Source organism: Anaerobacillus arseniciselenatis (assembly GCF_001865995.1).
In the GTDB taxonomy this organism is placed as follows: Bacteria; Bacillota; Bacilli; order Bacillales; family Anaerobacillaceae; genus Anaerobacillus; species Anaerobacillus arseniciselenatis.
Map to the genome: position 1 here is coordinate 77,031 of NZ_MLQQ01000002.1, position 21,817 is coordinate 98,847.

General features: G+C 37.4%; 24 protein-coding genes. 11 read left to right on the top strand and 13 right to left on the bottom strand.

The annotated features are described in order from the left end of the window. Positions 1-5: 5 nt before the first annotated feature. Complete coding sequence (gene acsA, locus BKP35_RS05075) at positions 6-1,721, bottom strand: acetate--CoA ligase (RefSeq protein WP_071312326.1); 1,716 nt, start codon at positions 1,719-1,721, stop codon at positions 6-8. 314 nt (positions 1,722-2,035) lie between these two features. Between acsA and BKP35_RS05080 the strand changes: the two genes are divergently transcribed. From BKP35_RS05080 to BKP35_RS05090, 3 genes are all read left to right on the top strand, one after another. After that, a complete protein-coding gene (locus tag BKP35_RS05080; protein ID WP_071312327.1) occupies positions 2,036-2,698 on the top strand; it encodes a LytTR family DNA-binding domain-containing protein in 663 nt (220 codons plus the stop codon). A gap of 438 nt (positions 2,699-3,136) precedes the next feature. Beyond that, positions 3,137-4,210: an SEC-C metal-binding domain-containing protein gene (locus BKP35_RS05085; RefSeq protein WP_071312328.1), complete on the top strand. Its 1,074-nt coding sequence runs from the start codon at positions 3,137-3,139 to the stop codon at positions 4,208-4,210. A gap of 535 nt (positions 4,211-4,745) precedes the next feature. Then, positions 4,746-5,219 (top strand): hypothetical protein, encoded by a 474-nt coding sequence (locus BKP35_RS05090; RefSeq protein ID WP_071312329.1) that lies wholly within the window; start codon positions 4,746-4,748, stop codon positions 5,217-5,219. 141 nt (positions 5,220-5,360) lie between these two features. On the opposite strand, the gene BKP35_RS05095 is transcribed toward BKP35_RS05090, so the two are convergent. After that, positions 5,361-7,358, bottom strand: coding sequence for a S9 family peptidase (locus tag BKP35_RS05095; protein WP_084031471.1), 1,998 nt, complete (start codon positions 7,356-7,358; stop codon positions 5,361-5,363). A gap of 261 nt (positions 7,359-7,619) precedes the next feature. On the opposite strand from BKP35_RS05095, the gene BKP35_RS05100 reads away from it, so the two are divergent. Next, on the top strand, positions 7,620-8,039 hold the full coding sequence (locus BKP35_RS05100) for a cupredoxin domain-containing protein (protein ID WP_071312331.1): 420 nt from the start codon (positions 7,620-7,622) through the stop codon (positions 8,037-8,039). Between the two features lie 278 nt (positions 8,040-8,317). After that, complete coding sequence (locus tag BKP35_RS05105; protein ID WP_071312332.1) at positions 8,318-9,508, top strand: MFS transporter; 1,191 nt, start codon at positions 8,318-8,320, stop codon at positions 9,506-9,508. On the opposite strand, the gene BKP35_RS05110 is transcribed toward BKP35_RS05105, so the two are convergent. After that, positions 9,466-10,101 (bottom strand): YczE/YyaS/YitT family protein, encoded by a 636-nt coding sequence (locus BKP35_RS05110; RefSeq protein WP_071312333.1) that lies wholly within the window; start codon positions 10,099-10,101, stop codon positions 9,466-9,468. The genes BKP35_RS05105 and BKP35_RS05110 overlap by 43 nt on opposite strands. A 319-nt stretch (positions 10,102-10,420) precedes the next feature. On the opposite strand from BKP35_RS05110, the gene BKP35_RS05115 reads away from it, so the two are divergent. Beyond that, on the top strand, positions 10,421-11,002 hold the full coding sequence (locus BKP35_RS05115) for a hypothetical protein (protein ID WP_071312334.1): 582 nt from the start codon (positions 10,421-10,423) through the stop codon (positions 11,000-11,002). 117 nt (positions 11,003-11,119) lie between these two features. On the opposite strand, the gene BKP35_RS19815 is transcribed toward BKP35_RS05115, so the two are convergent. The 3 genes from BKP35_RS19815 to BKP35_RS05135 all read right to left on the bottom strand — a co-directional run bounded on the left by BKP35_RS19815 (position 11,120) and on the right by BKP35_RS05135 (position 13,797). Then, positions 11,120-11,647: a CueP family metal-binding protein gene (locus BKP35_RS19815; RefSeq protein WP_211274595.1), complete on the bottom strand. Its 528-nt coding sequence runs from the start codon at positions 11,645-11,647 to the stop codon at positions 11,120-11,122. Positions 11,648-11,976: 329 nt separating this feature from the next. Continuing rightward, entirely contained in the window at positions 11,977-13,047 is a 1,071-nt protein-coding gene (locus BKP35_RS05130; RefSeq protein ID WP_071312337.1) for a sulfite oxidase, read from the bottom strand. A 462-nt stretch (positions 13,048-13,509) separates the two neighbouring features. Beyond that, a complete protein-coding gene (locus tag BKP35_RS05135; RefSeq protein WP_071312338.1) occupies positions 13,510-13,797 on the bottom strand; it encodes a DUF1292 domain-containing protein in 288 nt (95 codons plus the stop codon). A gap of 416 nt (positions 13,798-14,213) precedes the next feature. On the opposite strand from BKP35_RS05135, the gene BKP35_RS05140 reads away from it, so the two are divergent. Beyond that, positions 14,214-15,119 (top strand): cupin domain-containing protein, encoded by a 906-nt coding sequence (locus tag BKP35_RS05140; RefSeq protein ID WP_071312339.1) that lies wholly within the window; start codon positions 14,214-14,216, stop codon positions 15,117-15,119. A gap of 199 nt (positions 15,120-15,318) precedes the next feature. On the opposite strand, the gene BKP35_RS05145 is transcribed toward BKP35_RS05140, so the two are convergent. Further along, the gene (locus tag BKP35_RS05145) at positions 15,319-15,912 is read right to left on the bottom strand and encodes a DUF421 domain-containing protein (protein WP_071312340.1); all 594 of its coding nucleotides are present in this window, start codon (positions 15,910-15,912) and stop codon (positions 15,319-15,321) included. A gap of 494 nt (positions 15,913-16,406) precedes the next feature. On the opposite strand from BKP35_RS05145, the gene BKP35_RS05150 reads away from it, so the two are divergent. Together BKP35_RS05150 and BKP35_RS05155 are read left to right on the top strand one after the other, a co-directional pair. After that, positions 16,407-16,595, top strand: coding sequence for a hypothetical protein (locus BKP35_RS05150; protein WP_071312341.1), 189 nt, complete (start codon positions 16,407-16,409; stop codon positions 16,593-16,595). A 26-nt stretch (positions 16,596-16,621) separates the two neighbouring features. Further along, positions 16,622-16,951 carry a spore coat protein gene (locus BKP35_RS05155; RefSeq protein WP_071312342.1) on the top strand — a complete coding sequence of 110 codons (330 nt, stop codon included), beginning with the start codon at positions 16,622-16,624 and terminating at the stop codon, positions 16,949-16,951. A gap of 139 nt (positions 16,952-17,090) precedes the next feature. Here the strand turns inward: BKP35_RS05155 and BKP35_RS05160 are convergent, their stop codons facing one another. Both BKP35_RS05160 and BKP35_RS05165 read right to left on the bottom strand, forming a co-directional pair. Continuing rightward, positions 17,091-17,384 carry a spore coat protein gene (locus BKP35_RS05160; protein WP_071312343.1) on the bottom strand — a complete coding sequence of 98 codons (294 nt, stop codon included), beginning with the start codon at positions 17,382-17,384 and terminating at the stop codon, positions 17,091-17,093. Between the two features lie 15 nt (positions 17,385-17,399). Continuing rightward, positions 17,400-17,600: a hypothetical protein gene (locus BKP35_RS05165; RefSeq protein WP_071312344.1), complete on the bottom strand. Its 201-nt coding sequence runs from the start codon at positions 17,598-17,600 to the stop codon at positions 17,400-17,402. Positions 17,601-17,874: 274 nt separating this feature from the next. On the opposite strand from BKP35_RS05165, the gene BKP35_RS05170 reads away from it, so the two are divergent. Continuing rightward, on the top strand, positions 17,875-19,224 hold the full coding sequence (locus BKP35_RS05170) for a multiheme c-type cytochrome (protein WP_071312345.1): 1,350 nt from the start codon (positions 17,875-17,877) through the stop codon (positions 19,222-19,224). Between the two features lie 92 nt (positions 19,225-19,316). On the opposite strand, the gene BKP35_RS05175 is transcribed toward BKP35_RS05170, so the two are convergent. From BKP35_RS05175 to BKP35_RS05190, 4 genes are all read right to left on the bottom strand, one after another. After that, positions 19,317-19,502, bottom strand: a complete 186-nt coding sequence (locus BKP35_RS05175) for a YvrJ family protein (protein ID WP_071312346.1) — start codon at positions 19,500-19,502, stop codon at positions 19,317-19,319. A 137-nt stretch (positions 19,503-19,639) separates the two neighbouring features. Beyond that, positions 19,640-19,867 carry a DUF2922 domain-containing protein gene (locus tag BKP35_RS05180; protein ID WP_071312347.1) on the bottom strand — a complete coding sequence of 76 codons (228 nt, stop codon included), beginning with the start codon at positions 19,865-19,867 and terminating at the stop codon, positions 19,640-19,642. Positions 19,868-19,900: 33 nt separating this feature from the next. Then, positions 19,901-20,113, bottom strand: a complete 213-nt coding sequence (locus BKP35_RS05185) for a DUF1659 domain-containing protein (RefSeq protein WP_071312348.1) — start codon at positions 20,111-20,113, stop codon at positions 19,901-19,903. Positions 20,114-20,289: 176 nt separating this feature from the next. Further along, entirely contained in the window at positions 20,290-20,814 is a 525-nt protein-coding gene (locus BKP35_RS05190; RefSeq protein WP_071312349.1) for a sigma-70 family RNA polymerase sigma factor, read from the bottom strand. A gap of 426 nt (positions 20,815-21,240) precedes the next feature. Here BKP35_RS05190 and BKP35_RS05195 point away from each other — a divergent pair, with 426 nt between their 5' ends. After that, positions 21,241-21,480 carry an amino acid decarboxylase gene (locus BKP35_RS05195; RefSeq protein WP_071312350.1) on the top strand — a complete coding sequence of 80 codons (240 nt, stop codon included), beginning with the start codon at positions 21,241-21,243 and terminating at the stop codon, positions 21,478-21,480. The last annotated feature ends 337 nt before the right edge of the window (positions 21,481-21,817 follow it).

Below are 21,817 nucleotides of genomic sequence, written 5' to 3' on the forward strand. Positions count from 1 at the left end.
TCCCATTAATCTTCCATGGTGGATAAATCACCGGTAGGGAGGTTGAGCTCCCACGCTTTTAGGACTCTTCTCATAATTTTTCCACTACGTGTTTTCGGAATTTTGTCGCGAACTTCCATTTCTCGTGGGGCCGCATGGGCGGCTAATCCTTTTTTGACAAAATTACGGATTTCTTCTTCTAGTTCTGCACTATATTGATATCCGTCTCGGAGAGTAATAAAAGCTTTCACAATTTCTCCACGAACTTCGTCTGGTTTTCCAATGACGCCAGCTTCGGCAACTGCAGGGTGTTCGACAAGTTTACTTTCGACTTCAAATGGACCAATTCGCTCCCCGGCCGTCATTATGACATCATCAACTCTTCCTTGGAACCAAAAATACCCGTCTTGATCCATGTAGGCAGAATCTCCGGAGACGTACCATTCTCCACGAAGAAAATAAGATTGATATTTTTCAGGACGATTCCAAATCTGTCTCATCATCGAAGGCCAACCTTTTTTGATGGCTAAATTGCCCATTTGATTAGGAAGTAGCTCTTTGCCACTATCATCAACAATGGCCGCAACAACTCCTGGAATTGGTTTACCCATGGAACCTGGCTTGATTTCCATCGAAGGGTAGTTACAAATCAGTTGAGCACCTGTTTCTGTCATCCACCAAGTATCATGGATTCTAAGATCCATCACTTGCATTCCCCAACGTATCACTTCTGGATTTAAGGGCTCACCGACACTTAACACATGTCTTAACGAACGAAGATTATATTTTTCAATGACTTTTTCACCAGCAGCCATTAACATTCGAAAAGCGGTCGGAGCACTATACCAAACGGTTACTTCATAGTCTTCAAGTGTTTGGTACCAGTCGTCTGGACTAAAGCGCCCGCCACGAACAACATTCGTTACGCCAGCAAGCCATGGGGCAAAAATACCGTAAGAAGTCCCAGTTACCCAGCCAGGGTCGGCGGTACACCAATAAATATCATTATCTTTTAAATCGAGGACCCATTTAGCGGTTTGATAATGCTGGATCATCGCATTGTGAACATGTAACACCCCTTTAGGTTTTCCGGTCGACCCTGACGTATAGTGAAGGATCATTCCGTCTTCTCTGTCGACCCATTCAATATCTAATTCCTTACTAGCTTTATGAAAATGCTGAAAAAAGTCAACATAAGTTTCATCTTCTTTTACGTTTGCACCAACAATAACTACTTTTTCTAAGTCAGGTAGTTCTTCAACAGGGACTCTATCTAAAAGTTCTGGGGTTGTCACAAGTACTTTTGCGTTACTATCTTCTAAGCGGTCACGAACGGCATTCTCCATAAATGCCTCAAATAACGGCCCAACAATCGCACCGATTTTGATCGTTCCAAGTAAGACAAAATAAAGTTCAGGAGAGCGAGGCATAAAAATAAAGACTCGATCACCTTTTGTCACTCCAATGTTTTTTAATACATTTCCAGCTTGGTTAGAGAGGTCTTTCATTTCATTAAACGTATACTTTTCAGACTTGTGTGGATCAGAATAATATAACGCAATCTTGTTTGCTTTTTCTGAATTGGCGTGACGGTCGATCAACTCATAGCCCATATTCACAAGTTGTGTCTCGTGCCAAGAGAATTGTTGTTCAACTTCTTTCCAGTCAAAAGATTGGTAGACTTCCTCATAATTGTGTAAGTTGTAATTGGTACCTTTTACTGAAAGTGGTTTTGATAACATGAAAATGACCTCCTTATTTTTTGTGTGTTAAAGCGCTTACATTTTCGGGGTAGCTAGATAGATGGTTTGTGGGATTGTTGGTTTTAGATGCGCTTGATTTTTACATTTTAGATCAACAAAATGATCGTTTTGTACGAACTTAGCAGATTGCTAACTTATAAATAGAAATAAATAAGAAAAGTATATTCTTATTGTAAGGGAGAAGAGGTAATTTGTGACAAAAATTTGACAGAAACTCATATAAGAAGATAAAATGAAAATAAGTCAGATTAGTTGGAATATTAAAAATATAATTTAGGAGGTTGAAGTGAAACTTGGAAGAGCAAATTGTACGTCAAATCTCTAAATTTATTGAGGACTGGGTTCCGAAAGAAGCTTCGATAGCTGTAGCTGGTGGAGATCGCTATATTTCTTATATTCCGGGTAATCATGACATTCAAATTAAACAAGGGCAGCCAATTCCTTCAGGTAGTATTTCTGAGCGAGTTTTTTTACACCAAGAGAAGGTAGAATCATTGGTGGATAAATCAGTATTTGGTAAGTCTTATTATGGAATAGGATACCCTTTAGGAGATCGTAAAACGGGGTTAAAAGGTGCGTTGACCGTGATATTACCTCCCGACTTTTTGATCCGTAGAGCCAAGCCCATCTCTTATCTTGCAGGAAGACGAGGTGAAATTTGGACCCCAATTGCAATCGAACAAATTATTTATATCGAAAGCTTTCAGAAAAAAACGATTATTTGTACAGAAAACGGTTTATATAGTGCAAAACACCCTTTAAAAGTACTAGAACAGCGCTTACCTGGCACATTTATGCGAATTCATCGTTCGTTTATTGTCAACATTGCTTATATTGAACACATTTCTAGAGACGTCTCATCTAATTTTCAAGTGAAATTAAAAGCATTAGAGGATAAACATTTGGTCATTAGTCAAACGTATATACAACAAGTTCGGGAGGTTTTAGGGTTTTGAATGAGGGTGTTGACCGTTGAACATGGATTTGTTAGAGATTGGAAAACGGGTGCTTATGAAAATTCAACAGACGTGTATTTTAATATATACTGGTAAATTTCTGGGAAATAAAGACGTTGTTGTACGTGATTTTGCAAAAAATAGTTCACTTTGCTTTGATGGCAGGGTGACTTTTTCTTTTTGTTAGTAAAAACGTGCGGAGGTGTCCGTCAATCCGGGTAAAAGTTAGGGAAACGCTGCGGATGCGGACCAACATGTCCGTCAAACTAAAACTCTAGTAAAAGTGGGCGAGGGCTGTGTATACGGACATGTATAAATTTTCAAATACGTTCACTCAACGCCGTGTATAATTTCATATTTTTATTGAAAATCTATTCATACTTGATTATATTTGGTACGATAGGAGATACTTAATTTGATAGGAAGGAGATGGAGTTAATGATTAAAATTGGTAGAAATGATAGTTGTCCTTGTGGTAGTGGGAAAAAATATAAAAAATGCTGTGGGAAAAATAACGTAATTACTGTCGGACATATTATTGAAAAAGAATTAGAAGAAATACATAAAGATATTATCCAATATGCTATGACGAACTATGATGACTTTATACAAGACTATGTGGAAAAGTATCATCATGATATTGAATTTCCAGAGGAAGCGGCGGAGGTATTTCACTTTTACTGCACTTTGTATGTGATAACAACCGTTGAAATGGAAAATGGTAAGACGATATTAGTAGAATACATAGATCGCTACGTACATAAACAAAAAAGGCAACAAATAAAGGATATTATGAGGTCGTGGGCAAAAGCCAGACCGTCGATTTCGATTGTTTGTGAAAAAGACGATAACAATGATCTAAAAGTGGAAGACTTTTTTGCGGAAGAAATGATGACCTTATCCGTTCCAGAAGATCATGCCGATATTAGTGTCGGTGGAATGTTACTTAGTATTATTTTACCTGCAGGCCACGAAAAATGGATGACCTTTACGGTTGGTCTTGATATAACAAGTGATAAGACCGAAAAAATGACAACAAAAATACTTAGGTTACTTGAAGAAACTGGTCTTGACTCAACCGAATTTGTTACTAGTAACTTCATAGAGCTTGTTAGTGAATTTATTTATACTGAGGCTGAATTAACGGCAACGGATGTGGAATGGCAATCCCAAGCTCAATTTGAAGTTGCTCAATTATTAGAGGAAAAGATCTCAAACTACTTTTCTCAGGGTGAGATCATCAATTTAGCATTTATGCTTTGGCAAAAATTTTGCGACAAGAAAAATCCAAGAATTCAAAAACCAGTTCTTTATGTTGCGGCGATCATTTATTTAATGGATCAAATGATGCCATTTGGAATAGGTGTTACCCAAGCTGGACTAGCTAAAGATTTTAATATTCCAAGTAGTAGCATTTCTAATAAGTTTAAAGAATTAGAGGCTATACTTAGTGAAGATATTAACGAACTAAAAACACGGTTACATGAATTAAACAATGGTGTGCACCATTAAGTATATGAGTTGCGATAAGTCGCTCGCAACTACATATAGTTTAATATAGCTCACATTAGGTACTTGTGAAATTCACTGAATTGCATTTTTAGTGAGATTAGGTCTGCGTATTGTTTGGCTGAATATACTAGCGAGAATGTCACTCGTCGAAAACTGGTATTGTTAAAAAAATAGCTTCTCTTGCTGGAAATGCAGGAGAGCTATTTTTTTGTTTGTAAAATGTCAGGATAAGTTAATATGCTCCCATAAAAATTAAGGAAGACGGTTGTAAGCGGACATCTATTCCGTTATTTGGCGAAAAAAGGTTTGATGGCGTTTTTTTCAAAATAACAGAACGTATGTCCGTACAGGTGCTGGAAATGACATCTATTAAATCTTTTTTCACAATTGTCGTCCTTACTTTCAAATACGATAACATAAAGAACTCGTTCTACCGTCGTATTAAGCGTCTATTCCAGATCTGAAGCAAAAGATATAAACTCTAGAAAAGCACCTTTAAAAATAGTATAATTACTCTTAAAAGGAGGTGAGTGAAATGATCGAAAAAAGATTAGATCGAATTGAAGATATGCTGTCGCAATTGATTGGCATGGTAGCAAAGTTGAGTGAAGATCAGCAAGAGATGAAAAAAGAATTAGCCGGAGTGAAGGATGAACAGCAAGGAATGAAGCAAGAACAACAAGGAATGAAGAAAGAACTACATGAAATGAAGCAAGAACAGCAAGGAATGAAGAAAGAACTACATGAAATGAAGCAAGAACAGCAAGGAATGAAGAAAGAACTACATGAAATGAAGCAAGAACAACAAGGAATGAAGAAAGAGCAGCAAGGAATGAAAAAAGAGCTAATAAAAACGAACATTAAGTTGGACGAGCTCGAGCAAAAAAGCGAAAAAAGGCATGAAGAAGTTATCCAGCGTTTTCAGGCCTTTGAGAGAGACAAAGATTTTATTTGGGAAAAAACGGTTAACAACGAAAGAGAGATTGGTAATTTAAAAAGACTCTTCTAGACCCCGAAACAACATTTGAAAATACCTCTCAAGTTATAAAACTCAATCAGTGACCAGTGTAGGTCATGGCCCTATGCTGGTCATTAATATTTTCTACAAAAAAAGAGGTGTCACAGTGACACCCCGATTGCTAATTATATTTTAGTTACGGCGATCGTCAAACCACCCAATTAAATGCTCCAAACGTTCTAAGCGGTGTTTCGGTTTTCCTGAGCGTGAAAGATCATGGTTTTCATCTGGAAAGCGAACGAGTTTTGTTTCGACACCGAGACGTTTTAAGGCAATATACCATTGCTCAGCTTGCTCCATTGGACAACGTAAGTCTTGTTCAGAGTGCAAAATAAGTGTTGGTGTTTTCACATCTCGCGCAAACATAAGTGGTGAAATCTTTAATAGTTTTTCGACATCATCCCATAAATCGGCATGTCCGTGTTGCCATTCAGTGAAGAAGAAGCCGATATCACTAGTTCCGTAGAAGCTATGCCAGTTACAAATACTCCGTTGCGTAACGGCTGCTTTGAAACGATCGGTACGAGTAACGATCACGTTCGTCATATAACCGCCGTAGCTTCCACCGGTAACGAATAATTGGTCGTGGTCGATGTAGTTAAAGTTTTCTAACGCATAATCGACACCCGCGATAATATCTTCATAATCCATTCCACCGTAGTCACCAATCACGGCATTAACGAAGTCATGACCGTAGCCGTGGCTTCCTCTTGGGTTCGTGTAAAGAACGACGTAACCTTTTGAAGCCATTAATTGCATTTCATGGTGTAAACCATTCCCGTATGCTGTTGCTGGACCACCGTGAATTTGCAGGATCATTGGATATTTTTTACCTTCTTCATAACCGTAAGGCTTCATAATCCAGCCTTCAATCTCCCAACCATCGGTACTCTTGTAATGGATATTTTCTGGAGTGCTTAATTGTACTTCATTATATAGTTCTTTGTTCCAATTCGTAAGTTTTTCAATCTTACTTAAATCATTTAAGTCTTGTGTTACTATATCTCCTGTTGAATGAGGCGTCGCAAGTACTAGAACCGCTTGATCTTCGCTGACGATATCATAAGAAGAGACGGATGCAACGGATGGAGATAGTGCAGCTGAAACTTCTCCTTCTAGAGTTACTTTGAATAATTGGCAATCACCACCAACGGTTGCCATAAAGTAAAGGTGAGAGTTAGTAGCATCCCAAACGAGGCGAGGCTCTGCTGTATCATACTTTGCATCAACACCGACAAGGTTTCCAACTGTGTAATCAAAGTTTTCCGTTAAGTTTGTCAGTTGACCTGTTTCTACTGAAAACAAGAGGACATTAGCATTCCCTTGACTTCTTTCCCCACGTGTATGGCCAATCACTGCTAGCCATTTACCGTCTGGTGAAAAGAAAGGTGCCATTAAATATCCATTTCCTTGATAAAAAAGAGACTCTTCTTTTGCGGCGATATCGTATTTCCAAATCGCAGGGAGGTAGCCCCACTCTTTATCTTCAGCCTTCGTTCCGATGTAAACTAAGCTTTTTCCGTCTGGAGAAAAACGTGGCTGAGAAAAATCATGATCGCCTTCGGTAATTTTCGTATAAGATTTTGTATCAATGTCATACAAGAAAACATGTTTACGGTCTTCGTTATAAATACCAACGCCGTCACCTTTATATCGAAGGCGAGTAATGACCTTTACATCACTTTTTTCTTCAGGTTTTTCTTCCTCTTTATCGGAGGTAAGCTTTAAGTCACCGTTAATCGTAAGAGCAAGCTGCTTGCCATCTGGTGACCAAGAAAAATCACCAACTCCTTGTTTTACGTCAGTTAATTGGATCGCTTCACCCCCATCGGTATGTAAAAGCCACACTTGGTTTTTTCCTGTGCGGTTAGAACGGAAAGCGATCATGCTTCCATCAGGTGACCACTTTGGCGCAGCATCTTTCACTAAGCTTTCTTTTGAATAATGAGAGGTGAATTGTCTACCTTCACCGTTTAAATCAGTAACATAAATATAAGAATAATAGCCATCTTTTTCTTTATCTACATGAGTTAACACGTAGGCAGCTTTGTCTTTGTTAGGCGACACTACAGGGTCTCCTACAAACTTAAATTTACATAAATCTTCTGCTGTTATCGGACGTTTCGTCATTTTCATTCCTCCATTATGTACAAATATAAATCTATTTTAACATTTCGGCATTCGAAATAAAATAAATTTATCCTATTTATAGAATAAAAAGAAAATCGAATGTAAACAGGGATAGATGAAAGGAACGACATACGAATTTTTTTATGGCAATATAAAATTTTATTCCATGATCCGATAGACGGTCTCTAGAACTTGCTCCTGCGTCACCCCCCCTCGAATAAAAATTTCCATTTTTGGCATACTTTGATCGAGGTGATAAAAATGAAAAATATTACGAAGTGGTTATTGATCAGTGTTATTTGTTTTTTCTTCGTTATTGATCCAATCACTCCAGAGTTGGCTGAAGCGAAAAATGACAATGATGAACTTTTTATTCAAATTGTCACTGGAGAATTTAGTTCAAAAACAGACGATGGAAAAGAGATCGAAGCGTATCGTTGGGATCCAGGGACGATCTTTGTTCCGAAAGGGCAAGACGTCAAGTTAAGTATTTTCGGTGTAAATGGAAAATCACATCCGTTTTATATTGAAGGGACGAATATAAAAGATGAAGTAAGGAAAGGCGAAGAAACAATAGTGAAGTTTCGATTTGAAGAGGAAGGGATTTACCGCATCGTTTGTACGGCACATGAAACTATTGAGCAAAACGGCCCGATGATAGGCTATATTGTCGTAAAATAAACGAGCATATATATTGGATTTTGAAAATGTTTTTTTAAAATTTTGACAAGGTAACTTTCCGCCTTCAGTGAGGGTTGGGGAGTTACCTTTTTTTGGGGTGTGTAAAATAGATGAGGAGATACGTACTAATTTTTCTATCGGTTTATGAATATTGATATATTATGAGGTTATATAGGGAAAGGACAAGTGAGTAGGGCAATAAAGATTGTGATATTGAAAAAAGCCAGAATTAATACAGATTGTAAGTTTTGCAATAAAAAAGTTGTGGAGTGATTTTTATGGCTGGTGCAAAGCAAAAAAGAGCGCGGACTTTTAATTTGCCTGTCATCTTCGGTGTGACGTTAATGACTGTCCTCGGGGTTTCTAGTGTTTCGCCAGCTTTCCCTGAGATTATGTCAGCATTAAATATCACGGAAACACAAGTGGGACTTTTGATTACCGTCTTTACGGTTCCAGGTGTCATTTTAACTCCTTTAATGGGCGTACTGGCGGACAGGTTCGGAAGAAAAAAAGTACTTATTCCTTCTCTTATATTATTTGGGTTTGCTGGAGGTATGGTCGGTTTCAGCCAAAATTTTTCAACACTGTTGTTGTTGCGTTTTTTTCAAGGAATTGGTGCGGCTGGTTTAGGCTCCTTAAACGTGACAATTATCGGTGATTTATATGATGGAAACGAAAGAACAAAGGTGATGGGGCACAACGCCAGCGTTTTAAGTATCGGAACTGCAGTTTATCCGTTAATTGGTGGTAGTTTAGCTGCTGTTAGCTGGAATTTCCCATTTTTATTACCGTGGCTCGCTATTCCTTTAGGGTTTGCCGTGATGATTTTTCTCAAAGTTCCTGAGCTGGAAAATAAACAACATTTTAAACAATATTTAAGGAATGCTTGGACAGGAATTACAGATCAAAAAGTGATCGGTATTTTTTTGGCTGGAGTTATCGTTTTTATCATTCTTTACGGAAGTTATTTAACGTATTTTAGTATTTTACTAGGTAAAGTTTATCAAGCTTCTTCTTTTATTATAGGTTTACTAATGTTTTCGATGTCGATCACGACGGCTGTCGTTGCTAGTCAGTTAGGTAGATTAAATAAGCGCTATCGTAAACATAGTCTTCTTAAAATAGGCTTTTGCGGATACGCGATTTCAATGGTAATGATTCCTTTTGTGAATGAAATATCGCTTTTTTTAATTCCTATTTTCATTTTCGGTGCCGCACATGGTTTAACGATGCCAAGCTTACAAACACTGTTAGCCGAACAAGCGCCAATGAAATTTAGAGGTATTTACATGTCTCTTAACGGAGCAATGCTTAGAATAGGGCAGACGACAGGACCTCTGATGATCGGTTTAATTTATATGATCGGCGGATTTAACGGAGCTTTTTTCGGAGGTTCAATCATCGCTGTCGTCGGTTTGTTAGTCGTTCATTTTATGGTGGCGTGTTTTGATGCTACAGGACGTCTATAAAGAATAACCAATACATATGGACGAAGCCACTGGATAATAACCCCGGTGATTAATGCATTTAGCAACGTACCAATACCAACAGCACCATTGAAAAATAAAGCAATCATTACTAATCCAATACTAATTATCGCCCGCGATATACCAAAAGACCAACCTGTTTTATCTGTTAAAATAACCATCGACCGGTCGATAGGATTTGGTGCAAAGTTTGATTCTAAATAAATCGCAATTCCGATTGCGCTAAAAAGGATGCCTAGTAATAAAAATATAACTTGTTCTAATAAATGATTAGGTATTAACCATTCTCCTAATAACAAAAGCCATGTATCAATCCCAAATCCTGTAATAATGGAAGTTAATATAACTAAAAGTTCAGGCCTTGCTTTTAAAGCTATTGCATTAAGCAAAACCATAGCAGACCCAACAACAATTTCCCAACTACCTATCGTTAATCCAAATGTGCGAAATAAACCAACGAGTAATGCATCAAAGGGTGAAGTGCCTAATTGAGATTGAATGGTGAGAGTAATTCCTAATGTTAATACGACAATCCCAATAAAATATATTAGAAATGATTTACCGATTTTTTTCATATATATCCCCCGTTATTTTAAAAATTGAATGATTTATAGTATGTGATTGCAGAACGATATCCTCAAATAATAAACGTATATTGAATTTTTATCAATTCCTGGTTCAATCCCAATATTCCCGATAAAAAGGGGGGAAAGTCTTGATTCAATAATAGCTTTACTTCCAAAAGAGGTAGAGCTTTTTTATTTGTTTCGTATCATACGTTTTGTAATGTCAATTTTTTTTTTGAATATTATCTTAATAAGAAGAAATTTAAAGAGCCATATCAACTTGCTTTGCTTGATTTGTTTTTACTTAAAAAACAAGGATGTGCTCGAAATGAAAATTATTGAGTTGATCGATTATTTAGATGACGAAAGTAGCAGTATTAAAAAGAAATTCGGTGTTTCAAAGCTTCATATGATCGACGCATATAATGGTATTCATGCAGCGATTGAATGGTTAAGTACTTCCATTTATAAAAAAGTTGTAGAAGATATTGTTTTTAATATTACTGATGAACCGATTAATTTCCCTGGAGAATTAGGGGTTTATGAAGAAGATCTGTTTCAACCAGTGATCTACTTGAACATTATGGCAATTGCAGAAGATTATAAGAAAAAAGAATATCTTTTAGAAATGGATCAATGGGAGGTTACTTGCTTTGAATATGCCGCTTTCGTATGTCTTCATGAAGTCGGACATCTTTTTCATGGTCTAGTTGGAGGTAGCGGAACTGAAAAACGTGATCGTTTATTCGATTATTTTGATAAAGGCGAATATTTCTATAAACGCTTCGTGGCTGAAATGAAATACGGATACACTTATAAAGAAAAGAAGAAGTACAGGAATATCCCCCATGAAAAAGCGGCGGATAATTTTGCAAAGCAGTGCTTACGAATAATGTTGGATGAGCTGTAGTAGTAGAAGAGGCGTAAGTAAAACAAAGTATATTTAAGTAGCCTGTATCAAAGACTTTATATGTATGATACAGGCTAAGTAGTACGGCAACTTTTTTTAGCGTATAAAGTGTTATAGTTAACTTAATTGCATTGTTGTGACACAAGTATTATCACCTTCGAAAGTAGATAACTGTGATTGGGCCACTTTTCCAGCGTATTCAATCGTGACATTTAAATTTTGCTCTCTAGGTAGCCATAAGTCGATAAAACCATTAGGATGAGATTTAACTGTTTTGTCAAGTACTACATTACCATCCGTGTCTTCAATGTAAACGTCAAAATCTTGTGCTACTAATTCTGCTTGACAACCTGTCAAGAAATGAGAAGTTCAATGATGGGTTTGATTAATGTACGGTGCAATAGCTACGTAAAATTCATCTTCAGGAAGATTATAAATATCTGTAGTTTCATCGTTGTTAATTACGAGCAATTGATGAGACGATGCTTGAACTGTCGGACTTGATAGATTACCAGAACTGTAACCATAAACCAACTCCTTAATGTTTTCTACTACTTCTCCATTACTTGCATTATTTCCATCACTGGAACATGCCATTAGTATAACGGATAGCAACCCTATCGCTACGATCATTTTTAGTTTCATTTTTTCTCACCACCTTTTGTACGTTCATTATATCAGCATTCTTTGTTTACTTACTTTTTCTAAGGCGTTTTTCATAATATCTTCAATCTTGCCAGAAAAAAATAAATGCAAAACACATTTTTCGAGCCTTGAAAAACGTGTTTATATCAACGATTCATTAACTTTTTAGTTCCTATTGTGACATACGCACCTAGAAAAGTTCTCCACTTTTTCTTCACATTTTTTTCTGTTAATTTTTGTTCCGCGTTCCTAAAATTTAAGGCTATTTTAACATGAGGGATGTCATATTTATGGTAAAATTAAGTAGTACATGGAAGGTGAAGGTGAGGCTACTCCACCTTAACCTTAATTTTATCAGTAGCATTATAGCCATAGCCTTTTCTATTCCAAAAAGGTATTTTTGGTTGTGTTCTGTTATGTGAGTCAGTTACTCTAACGATAATTGTATATTCGCCCTTGTTTTGTACGGACCACTCGTACGACCAAGAAGTCCATTCGTACGGAGTTTTTTCTTCGTTTTCTACAAGTACATTTGTCCAAGTCTTTCCATTATCAGTACTGATCTCAATCTCTTTTATATAACCTCCACCTGTCCAGGCGATCCCTTGAATTAAATGTTTGCCTGTATCTAGAACTTCCATATGTAAAGGTTTTTGTATCGTCGAATCTACGTTTATTTTTGTAACCGGGTATGCTCCTTTGTTGTCATCTTTGTTAGGATAGTAAACGTAATCAATCGATTGAAACGGTCCTTCAAAACTATTGTCTATAACTGTAATTTGTTTGATCCATTTGACAGAAGCCATTCCGTACCATTGTGGAACGATCAATCTAAAAGGGTAACCATGTTTAAATGAAATCGGTTTATGATTATATTCGTAAGCAATTATCGTGTCAGGGTGAAGAGCCTTTTCGATCGGCAGGCTCCTTGTATAACTATACACTCCTTTTAAGTCAGTTCTTTTTCCGTAATCGTATCCTTCGACGACTACTTCTTTCGCATTTTCTGATATTCCAGCTAATTTTAGAAGCGTACTTAAGGGAACTCCTCTCCATATGCCTTGGCTAATCGCGCCTTTTTCCCATTGCTCTCCAAATACTTTCGGCTCAAATAAGCTACGTTTATTTCCTGAACACTCAAGAACGACCTTAATAGTTTTTGACTTAAAATTATACAAATCTTGCATCAACAGCATTAACGGTGTGGCTACAGAACCTTTGACTGGGATCCAAAAATTCGAAAAAGTAAGTGTTGGATAAGAAAAATGGTTTCTTCTGAAAAACAATCGAGTATTTACAATTTCATTTCGTATAAATTGAATAGGTGTTTCTTGATTTTCAGGTTCTAAGCTACGTGTACTCAAATACGGCCTTACGAAAGGAGAGTATCGATCAAACATAATTTTCCTCCTAAATTATATATTTGATAATATATTATGTTTGCAGGAGTTACTTAGAACTTTTTAGGTCATCATAAGGAGGCGTCTGAACAAACGTGATATACCGTACAAATAAAAAATAGTACAAGGAATTCAACTAAAGGGGGGCACTGTAAACAAGAGTAGTTTCTTCAAGGATTAAATAGCAGCATTGTTTAATAAGTATAAAGTATGTTGATGTGGAGGGGAGTGGACATTCATTCCGTTATTTGTGACAAAAGCAGTGTTTTTAAGAGGCTTGCGGACATACGTTCCGTTATTGGTCAAAAAGGGAGCCGATTCCTTATGATTTAAAGCAAATAACGTACCTGATGTCCGATAATCACTTTAAAATGTAACTATTTTTGAAAATAACGTACTCAATGTCCGCAAAAAATAAATTCGTTAACGAGGGCGCTACTAAAACAGCAGCAAGTTATACTCTTAGTTTGATTCTGATTCGTCTTCTTCCTCGTCCATAAACTGTTCAAACGCCACAGAGACTTTGTCAAACTCTTCATCGCTATCAATCGCTGAAAAAGTACTATCTTCATCTACCTTTAAAAAGAAAACATCAATATCTGCGTCATTTTCTTCTTTTAAGTCTTCAACAAAGCTAACCGCAACATATTCAGTCTCTTCGAGTGTCATATTCGCTAACACTTCAACTTCATGTTCCTCGTTATTTTCATCACTGATAGTGAACACTTCACCAATTTCTATCTTCTCCATTGTAGCAACTCCTATCGTTTTTTATAAAAAAAAGTTTAATTAAAGCTGGCAATTATTCCAACTCATCTATTTATTATCCTCGGTTAAACCCAAAATTAAACTAGCGCCCGCAAATTAGTATCACCAAAAACAACGAAAACAGGGAAAAGTATGCTTGATAGGCGCTTCAATGCGCAGGTTTTTTACAAAAAATAGGGAAACCCATGCGTATTGGTTGCTTCAACGTGCGATGATTTTACAAAAAATAGGTGAAACCTTGCACAATGGACGTTGCGAGCCCTTGAACAGCGCTAAATCAAGGTCTTATTTTCTTTTTTGGTCACTTGCCCATTTTTAATTAGGTAATATCTATCCAAGTACACTCTTCAATCATAGGCATATGATGTTTTTATAAACCTATGAAAGGATTGAGCTAAGTGTATTATCAGCCTAATGGATATTCTTACCCATCTTACCCTTATGGTAACACACCGCATCACTCGAACTATATGTCTAGAAATGAGCAAGGAAACTATCAACAAGGATTTGACACATTACTTACTGCCATTAAAAAAGAAGCCTCAGCCATTGATCTTTATCACCGTTTAGCCCAAGTAGCCCCTGACCAAAAACAAAAAAATGACATTATTCATGCGCTACAAAACAAAACGGCCCATTTAAATCATTTTACTCAACTATATTCCTCACTTACCGGTAGCCAGCCAATGTATCAAATCGATCAAGTTTCATTTCGCAGTTATGAAGAAGGTTTGCAAAAGGCCTACGAAGCAGGAGTAGAGGCCTATGAAGAATATCGAAACAATATGTTATTCCCTCAAAATCCACTCGTTCAAAATATGCTATTACATGCTTCTAATTGTGAAAAAGAGAATCTGACTCGATTTGAGGCGTTAAATCAAACTGGAATCAAAGATTATGGATCCAATCCATATGTAGTTAATATTGAAAAGGCGACTAAGGAAAACGATACTTTCCGTACGGCGTTATGGACAGGTGAATATTTGCAATTGGCCTTAATGAGTATCGGGGTTGGTGAAGACATCGGATTAGAAGTTCATCCAGACCACGATCAATTTATCCGCATTGAAGAAGGTCAAGGCCTTGTTCAAATGGGGGACAGCGAATTTAATTTAGATTTCCAACAAGAAGCCTATGCAGACTATGCGATTTTTGTACCTGCAGGAAAATGGCACAATTTAACCAATACGGGTGATCGACCAATCAAGCTTTACTCTATTTATGCTCCACCTGAACATCCATTTGGTACAGTTCATGAGACGAAAGCCATTGCGGTGGCTGCGGAAGAAGACCACCACCATTAATGTTTCGATGATAAACGCTCATGAAGATTAACTGTTACTACCTATAAAAAAGGAGGCTGGGACAAAAGTGTCTGACACTTTGTTTTGTCCCAGCCTCTTTTTTTTCATACAAATCCCCCATGCGGAGCATCGTCACCAACTAATATGAAAATTCTGGGCGAGGGTCCTAACCTAGCCAGCCAACAAACCAACTACAAATTTAAACGTAATCCTCTCGTTGATCGATATAAATAAACCCACTGTCGTCTATTTGCGCAAAAAATACATCATCGATTTTAGTAATGCCGTTTTCTTTTAAAACAGTTTCTACCCATTCAATATTTTTCCCTAACAACTGTAAACTCTTTTTGAGTACTTTTCCATCAACGATAAAAGCTTGTCCAACACCTCGAGAGTGTTGAATATTAAAAACATCTTTTTGCATTGCAGGTAAATATGCAGGTTTTTTTAATACAGAAATTGTACCGTCAGTCTCTAACATCGCAGTTTCAATTTCATCAATGTTGAAAACTCCTTTTTTACGCAAGCTCGTAAGCAGGCTGTCCATTGTGATTAACGCTTTTTTTAAACCGTCCTCGAGCACTTGACCATTTTTTATTACATAGGTCGGTTCAGATTCTAATACCTTTCGACCTCTTAAACTTTTGATCGCAATCACATTGGTAACATATGTATAGAAACAAAATAAAGTTAGAGCTGTCATTCCAATGAAGATAGGAACATCAGTCATTAAAAGGGAACTCGCAACGATTGAACCAATCGTGATGCCAGCAACGAAATCAAAAAACGTCATTTGAGCGATTAACTTTTTATTACGCTGTTTTCGTATTAATTGTTGCTTTTCAAATTAACTATTATCCCAAGTAATTTCAAGGGTTGGCATCTTTTCGTTTTCTGTAAATACAATAATCCTATGAAAACAAGTCTTTTCCCGACCCAATTTATAGTAAAAGCAACAATCTTTACGAAAAGAGCCTTTTATTAAGAATTCGACAAAATATATAGAGAAGAACAAATGCAATCGTAGTGCGAAGAAAAACCTCCCAGATCGTCATAACGATTAGCTCCTTTGTGAAATTTTTGAGATTACTGATTGGAAAAATCGTCTTACTTTATAGTGCCCATAATTAGAAATTCATACAAAACCAGCATGACGAAGCGTCGTCACCAAAGCTACTGACCTCATTCATAGCATGGAACACCTTCGAGAATGCCTTAGGAATTACTTCCCTGCTATTTTTTAAAGTAAACGACGCGATACTATTGAAGGGGAAGGTGGTGAAAGACATGAGTAAGGCGATGGGTGAACATGAAAAAGTTGATTTACATGAATTGTTAACCTTTAAGACGCTATGTGTAACAAAAAGTAATACGATGATGGGATTAGTCGATGACAAAGAGCTACAAACAATCATGCAACAAGATGTACAAAATTCAAAAAGAGCAATACAACAACTACAAGGTTTTTTAACTTAAATATCGGAAAGTAGGTGTACTCAAAGATGAATCAAATGAATCAAATGGGGAATGGGCAAATGGCTCAATTAACGGATCAAGTCATTGCAACAGATTTATTAATGTCAGCAAAAACAGGTGTTAGAAACTGCGCTTTAGCAATTACGGAAACAGCAACACCGGAAGTACGTAACACTCTTCGAGAGCAACTAAACCAGGCAATTGATTTCCACTCTCAAGTTGCCTCTTATATGGTGGCCAAAGGATATTATCATCCAGAAAATATTCAGGAGCAAATTAATGTAGATGTACAAGCTGCCGAGCAAGCGAAGAACCTCGCTCAGCAACAGCCTCCGACTCAACAACAATTGCAATGATGCTATTCATGAAAAGGTCCCAATATTGGGGTCTTTTTATATCGAAAAAAACTAAGGTCACCGCCCTTTTAGCAATGGATAATCCGAGCTAAAAAGTAAAGCGATAATCCTTAGTTTTTATGTCAGGTCAATACTTCATTTAACTTAAGTTTAACGCAGTTTGTGCTGCCAGCTGATCTACTGAGATTTGTTCTTGAACATTGTTCGGATGGTAGTAACCTTTACTAATCATATAATTAGTTATTTGTTCATGTAAATTGATTGCATCATCTAAATGTTGTTGTAATGTCGCACGAACCTCAGGGGTTGACGCTTCCGTAATTGCGACTGAATAATTTTTTATGCCAGATTTAGCAGCAATTAGAAGGTCTGTTGCAATCACTTGGTCAGTAAGAGGCCCCATACCAGTTAAGTTTTGAACAATTTGATTCATTGTATGTTCCTCCTTTTATTGTTGTTGCAAGAAACCTTGAAGTTGCTGAATTGCTTGAGTAGTATTTTGTTTATCTTGTTGCATAAGTGATTTTAATTGCGGATCTTGCGCTAAGCCCATCATAGCTGTTGATTTTGTCAAACATAAGTTTTTGAATGTTAAGAGCTCGTGCAATTCTAATTTCTCGTGAACCCCTAATTGATTTTGTGTTTGCATTTGTGCTCACCACCTTCCCATAAGTATTTTTTACAGAAGAAAGTAATTCAAACTTGTAATTGTATCCATCACCAAACAGGAGATTCTTAGTATAAATAAGAGTTAAAACATAAAACCAATCATTAAGTAGATAAATATGGCAAAAAGCAGAGTGAATGTTGTATAATGTGTAAAAGAATGTGATAGGTATTCTACTATCAAGTAACTTACGCTCAGAACTTGCTAAGAAAAAAATTATTGACGCTAAAAACGCCCAAAAGGAGTTGTTCTTACGATGAATATGAAGAAGTTGTTTATTTTACTAATCTTTGCTCTGACTACTATTTTAGTAGTTTCAGGGTGTTCAAATGAGCAGACAAAACCTGATGAGGAGCAAGGTGCTGCCGATGAAAAAGCGAATGATGTGGCCGAACAAGAGGAGTTGGAGGTCATTGCTGAAGAAGGAAATCGCTTTGAAGCCGGAGCTTTTCAAAACCCTGAAACTTGTGGGGGGTGTCATACCGATATACATAGTGCTTGGTCGGGGAGTATGCATAGGTACGCTTGGGAAAATGATCTATATCAAGCCGATTATTTAAAGGCAAGTGCAGAGACGGACGGCTTTACCGATGTTTTTTGTGCGGAGTGTCATACTCCAGTTTCTGTGCGAACAGGTCAACTACCTCCTGCCGATGGTAGTCTCATTGATGATACTTCAAAAATGGGCGTTTCTTGTGATTATTGCCATACCGTTTCAGAAGTAGTCGAACCGGTGAATGTACAAACAATTTCAGAGCCAGGAGATGCAAAACAAGGTCCACGTGGAGATGGCGATTCTCCTGTACATGAAGTAGAGTTTTCCGAAGTTGTGACAGATGCATCATTTTGCGGTTCTTGTCACAATGTTGACCATCCTACGAGTGGTGTAGCTGTCATTGACACTTACACGGATTGGAAAGAAGGGCCATATGCAGCCGAGGGTATACGTTGTCAAGATTGTCATATGTCACCGACTCCTGGAGTGGCTAAAAACCCAGGCAAGTCAGCGGTGATGGGTGAAGAAAGAGATCACATCGCGACTCACTATTTTCCTGGGGGCAGTGCTTTCTTCCATGAACGTCAAGGAGACGACACCCATGCCGAAATGTCTAGACAAATGCTAGAGGCAGCAGCGACATTAGAAGCAGAAGCTAGTAAAACAGGCGACGGTCTAGAGCTAATTACTAGAGTTACGAACGTTGGTGCTGGTCATAAAATCCCGACAGGTGTCACCTATATTCGGAAAATGTGGTTAGAAGTCACCGTAACGGATGAGTCAGGCCAAGAGTTATTTACTTCGGGACACATCATTGATGGAAATCATGTTGATGAAGACGCCGTTTTTTACAGAGTCTTATTTAAAGATGGTGACGGTAACTTGACGAATAAAAGCTGGAGAGCGGAAGGCATCGGGTATGATCGCCGTATTGCTCCAAACGAAACAGATGAAGAAACTTATGTAATCCCAGTTCAAGAGGATAACATAAATATTACCGTTCGACTTATGTATCGCTCTTATAGTCAAGAATCTATTAATGAAAGTGGCCTTGATAATTTACAAGTGCCAAGCATAGAAATGGCTAGAACAGAGTTCCAAGTGAAGTAGTTTGTGGTAGCGGCTGAATCATTTAGATTCAGCCGTTTTTGATTCAAACTTACAACGCGAAAGTTCCCCATAATAAAAAGCTTCATTTCTTTTTACGCATTATTTTTCAATGGTTTTGCTGGGCCTTGTTCAGAAAACGAGGGCCGTTTTAAGTTGATCGCCATCTGTTGCATCGATTCGTTGAGAAGATCGAGCTTTTTTTCGATGCGATGCAGTAAATAGAGGGTGATCATTATAGGAAAACCATACTCGCTAATGAGCGGGATCCACATCTCCATTTTTTTCACTCCTTTCCTAATCGACAAGTGACAGGCACCACCCGGAATTTGTCGAAAAATACATAGTGGGTGGGACAAAAGTGTCTGACACTTTGTTTTGTCCCACCCACACGTTAGCTGCGCGAATGCTTGTCTACTTATTCACTGACTGGAATTTCAATGTTTTCAACGTTGCGTTCTACAATGCGAGCGCTGTGCTTGGCCACTAATTTACCACCCGTTGTAATAAATGCATCTTGAGCAATGACATCAGCCATTACTTGTGAAACAAGTTCTGGGTCCACTGGTTCTGTTGGGTTGGCTACTGACACAGTTACATTACGACCTGCTTCGTTTTTAAAAATTAGTTCAATTCGTTTACTCATTGTTTTTCACCTCCGTTTTTATTTTTAAAAAAATTAGTTGAGCACGTCATAAACGTTGCTGCGGGTTGCCCCTTCTAATGCATACTCTTGTAAACTTGCAAGAGCTTCAGCGGTAGCTTTTAGTTGTTCGTTACTTGCTGTGATGTCGATGTTTGAAAAGCTTCTTGAGAATAAGATTTCTTTTCCTTCAACATCCAAACCACCAAAAAATTGTAGTGTAAGTCTTGTTTGTAAAATATTTTCCATCACTATCACCTCCTTCACTATATAAGTAGCTATTTATGCGTAGAGAGGGTGAGTTTTTTTGAAAAATTTTTTCGATAAAGGTTCATTCTTTGATTTTTTATAGTAAAAGTTACAACTAGTCGCACAATTAACGTTGGTAATAAGGCGATGTTCTCTTATCTAATGAGCTCCAGTGATTACTCCAAATTAAATAAATAAAGTAGCTCACTTGTACGGAAGTTATTTTCAATTTTTTTTAACGTTTGTTTTCGCCAATGTTTCACTTGATCGACGGTAACGTTATATTTTTTAGCAATCGCTGTCGGCATTTGGTTGTGTTCATAAAATTCATTGAACCATATGAGTTCCTTTGAAGTAAGTAACGGCTTGAGTTTTTCCACTGGAAATCTTTTTGGGTTTTCGTACGTTTGTTCTGGGATATTTTCGAGCAGTTCTGGTTCAAGGCATGTTTGAACACGCTGCTCATACTTTCGTTCTTTTTTAAGGTAAGTCAATAACCGACCTCGTACATATTGCTTGGCATAGCCTGGGAAAAAGCCCTTTTCTGGATCGAAGTTTTTTTGCGCATCCCATAGAGCGATTAACGCGATTTGGTACAACTCATCATATAGTTCATAGTTGTATAGTTTTTTAATTTGCGACTTGAGCAATGGTTCATATTTTTCAGCTAACTGTTCAAACGATATTTCTTTGACATTCATTTATTTCACAACTCCGGCGGATGGCGCGCCTTCCAATATTCCGCGGTTGTCTTTATTATCTTGATCGGGGAGGTGATTGTCATAGGTGGAAAATTCGTGTTTTAGGTGTTGAAAATTGAATTTTTGCCTAGAGGAAATTTGATTTTTGAAGTGGGGAGGTTGGAAATTGGGGTTATTTTTTGTTAACGTTTAGTGCAAATTAAGTGGGAGGGAGAGGTTGCCGACATGAGATCTGTTATTTTGCAAAAAAGGAGTTAAAGGTGCAAATCTATCAACCAGCAGTGATAAATTTATAGTTTTGGTGACATCCGTCACCTACAACAAATCCATTTCCTGATAAGCTTAGTTTGTATAGAAGGAAAAATCATTTGAACAAGTGTATAATCATAGGAATTTCCATAAAAAAATCATAGGTGGTGCAGCAAAATGTTAGATGTAAAAATGGAAGGAAATAAAGCAATTATTGATGTTCGGGAAAAAGTTTTAAGAGGAGAACACCCGAAAGATGAAGTTTTACAATTTGTGAAAAATGCGCCCGAGGGGACAACCTTTGAAATTCATTTACCACTTCGAGGAGAGCCGATGGTCCAATTACTCAAATCGAACGGACTGAATGCATATATCGAAGAATTAGCGCCGGAACACTTTAGAATTATTGCGGAATAGTTTGTAGTATGATTTGTTTTAATTGTGATTCTTTTTACCAGGAGCCTGGTTACACGGCAGTGAGTCTAGCTTAAGCTGTTAGCCAGGTTTTAATACGTGCATTAACATCTTGATGAAGTATGAAACAGAAAAAATGAAAACCATGTAGGATTGAACTGAGGTTGGAACAAAAGTGTCTGACCCACGCGGATCGTAATATAGACAAGAAAGATTAATCGAATGTCTATATTTGGTGCCTAGCGGAGATCCGTTAATGAGCCATTTTGTGGCCTGTTCTTTACGTGCACGAACATCTGTTCCGTCATATACCGAAAACATTGTGGTTTCAGCCTTTTTT

Coding starts and splice junctions, on each gene's coding strand:
- BKP35_RS05185 (WP_071312348.1), bottom strand. CDS start 20,113: ATGGAAAATATTTTACAAACAAGACTTACACTACAATTTTTTGGTGGT.
- BKP35_RS05165 (WP_071312344.1), bottom strand. CDS start 17,600: ATGCAAACACAAAATCAATTAGGGGTTCACGAGAAATTAGAATTGCAC.
- BKP35_RS05100 (WP_071312331.1), top strand. CDS start 7,620: ATGAAAAATATTACGAAGTGGTTATTGATCAGTGTTATTTGTTTTTTC.
- BKP35_RS05130 (WP_071312337.1), bottom strand. CDS start 13,047: ATGTTTGATCGATACTCTCCTTTCGTAAGGCCGTATTTGAGTACACGT.
- BKP35_RS05150 (WP_071312341.1), top strand. CDS start 16,407: ATGAGTAAGGCGATGGGTGAACATGAAAAAGTTGATTTACATGAATTG.
- BKP35_RS05105 (WP_071312332.1), top strand. CDS start 8,318: ATGGCTGGTGCAAAGCAAAAAAGAGCGCGGACTTTTAATTTGCCTGTC.
- BKP35_RS05170 (WP_071312345.1), top strand. CDS start 17,875: ATGAATATGAAGAAGTTGTTTATTTTACTAATCTTTGCTCTGACTACT.
- BKP35_RS05115 (WP_071312334.1), top strand. CDS start 10,421: ATGAAAATTATTGAGTTGATCGATTATTTAGATGACGAAAGTAGCAGT.
- BKP35_RS05175 (WP_071312346.1), bottom strand. CDS start 19,502: ATGGAGATGTGGATCCCGCTCATTAGCGAGTATGGTTTTCCTATAATG.
- BKP35_RS05155 (WP_071312342.1), top strand. CDS start 16,622: ATGAATCAAATGAATCAAATGGGGAATGGGCAAATGGCTCAATTAACG.
- BKP35_RS05190 (WP_071312349.1), bottom strand. CDS start 20,814: ATGAATGTCAAAGAAATATCGTTTGAACAGTTAGCTGAAAAATATGAA.
- BKP35_RS05085 (WP_071312328.1), top strand. CDS start 3,137: ATGATTAAAATTGGTAGAAATGATAGTTGTCCTTGTGGTAGTGGGAAA.
- BKP35_RS05160 (WP_071312343.1), bottom strand. CDS start 17,384: ATGAATCAAATTGTTCAAAACTTAACTGGTATGGGGCCTCTTACTGAC.
- BKP35_RS05095 (WP_084031471.1), bottom strand. CDS start 7,358: ATGACGAAACGTCCGATAACAGCAGAAGATTTATGTAAATTTAAGTTT.
- BKP35_RS05135 (WP_071312338.1), bottom strand. CDS start 13,797: ATGGAGAAGATAGAAATTGGTGAAGTGTTCACTATCAGTGATGAAAAT.
- BKP35_RS05180 (WP_071312347.1), bottom strand. CDS start 19,867: ATGAGTAAACGAATTGAACTAATTTTTAAAAACGAAGCAGGTCGTAAT.
- acsA (WP_071312326.1), bottom strand. CDS start 1,721: ATGTTATCAAAACCACTTTCAGTAAAAGGTACCAATTACAACTTACAC.
- BKP35_RS05195 (WP_071312350.1), top strand. CDS start 21,241: ATGTTAGATGTAAAAATGGAAGGAAATAAAGCAATTATTGATGTTCGG.
- BKP35_RS05145 (WP_071312340.1), bottom strand. CDS start 15,912: ATGACGTTTTTTGATTTCGTTGCTGGCATCACGATTGGTTCAATCGTT.
- BKP35_RS05110 (WP_071312333.1), bottom strand. CDS start 10,101: ATGAAAAAAATCGGTAAATCATTTCTAATATATTTTATTGGGATTGTC.
- BKP35_RS05090 (WP_071312329.1), top strand. CDS start 4,746: ATGATCGAAAAAAGATTAGATCGAATTGAAGATATGCTGTCGCAATTG.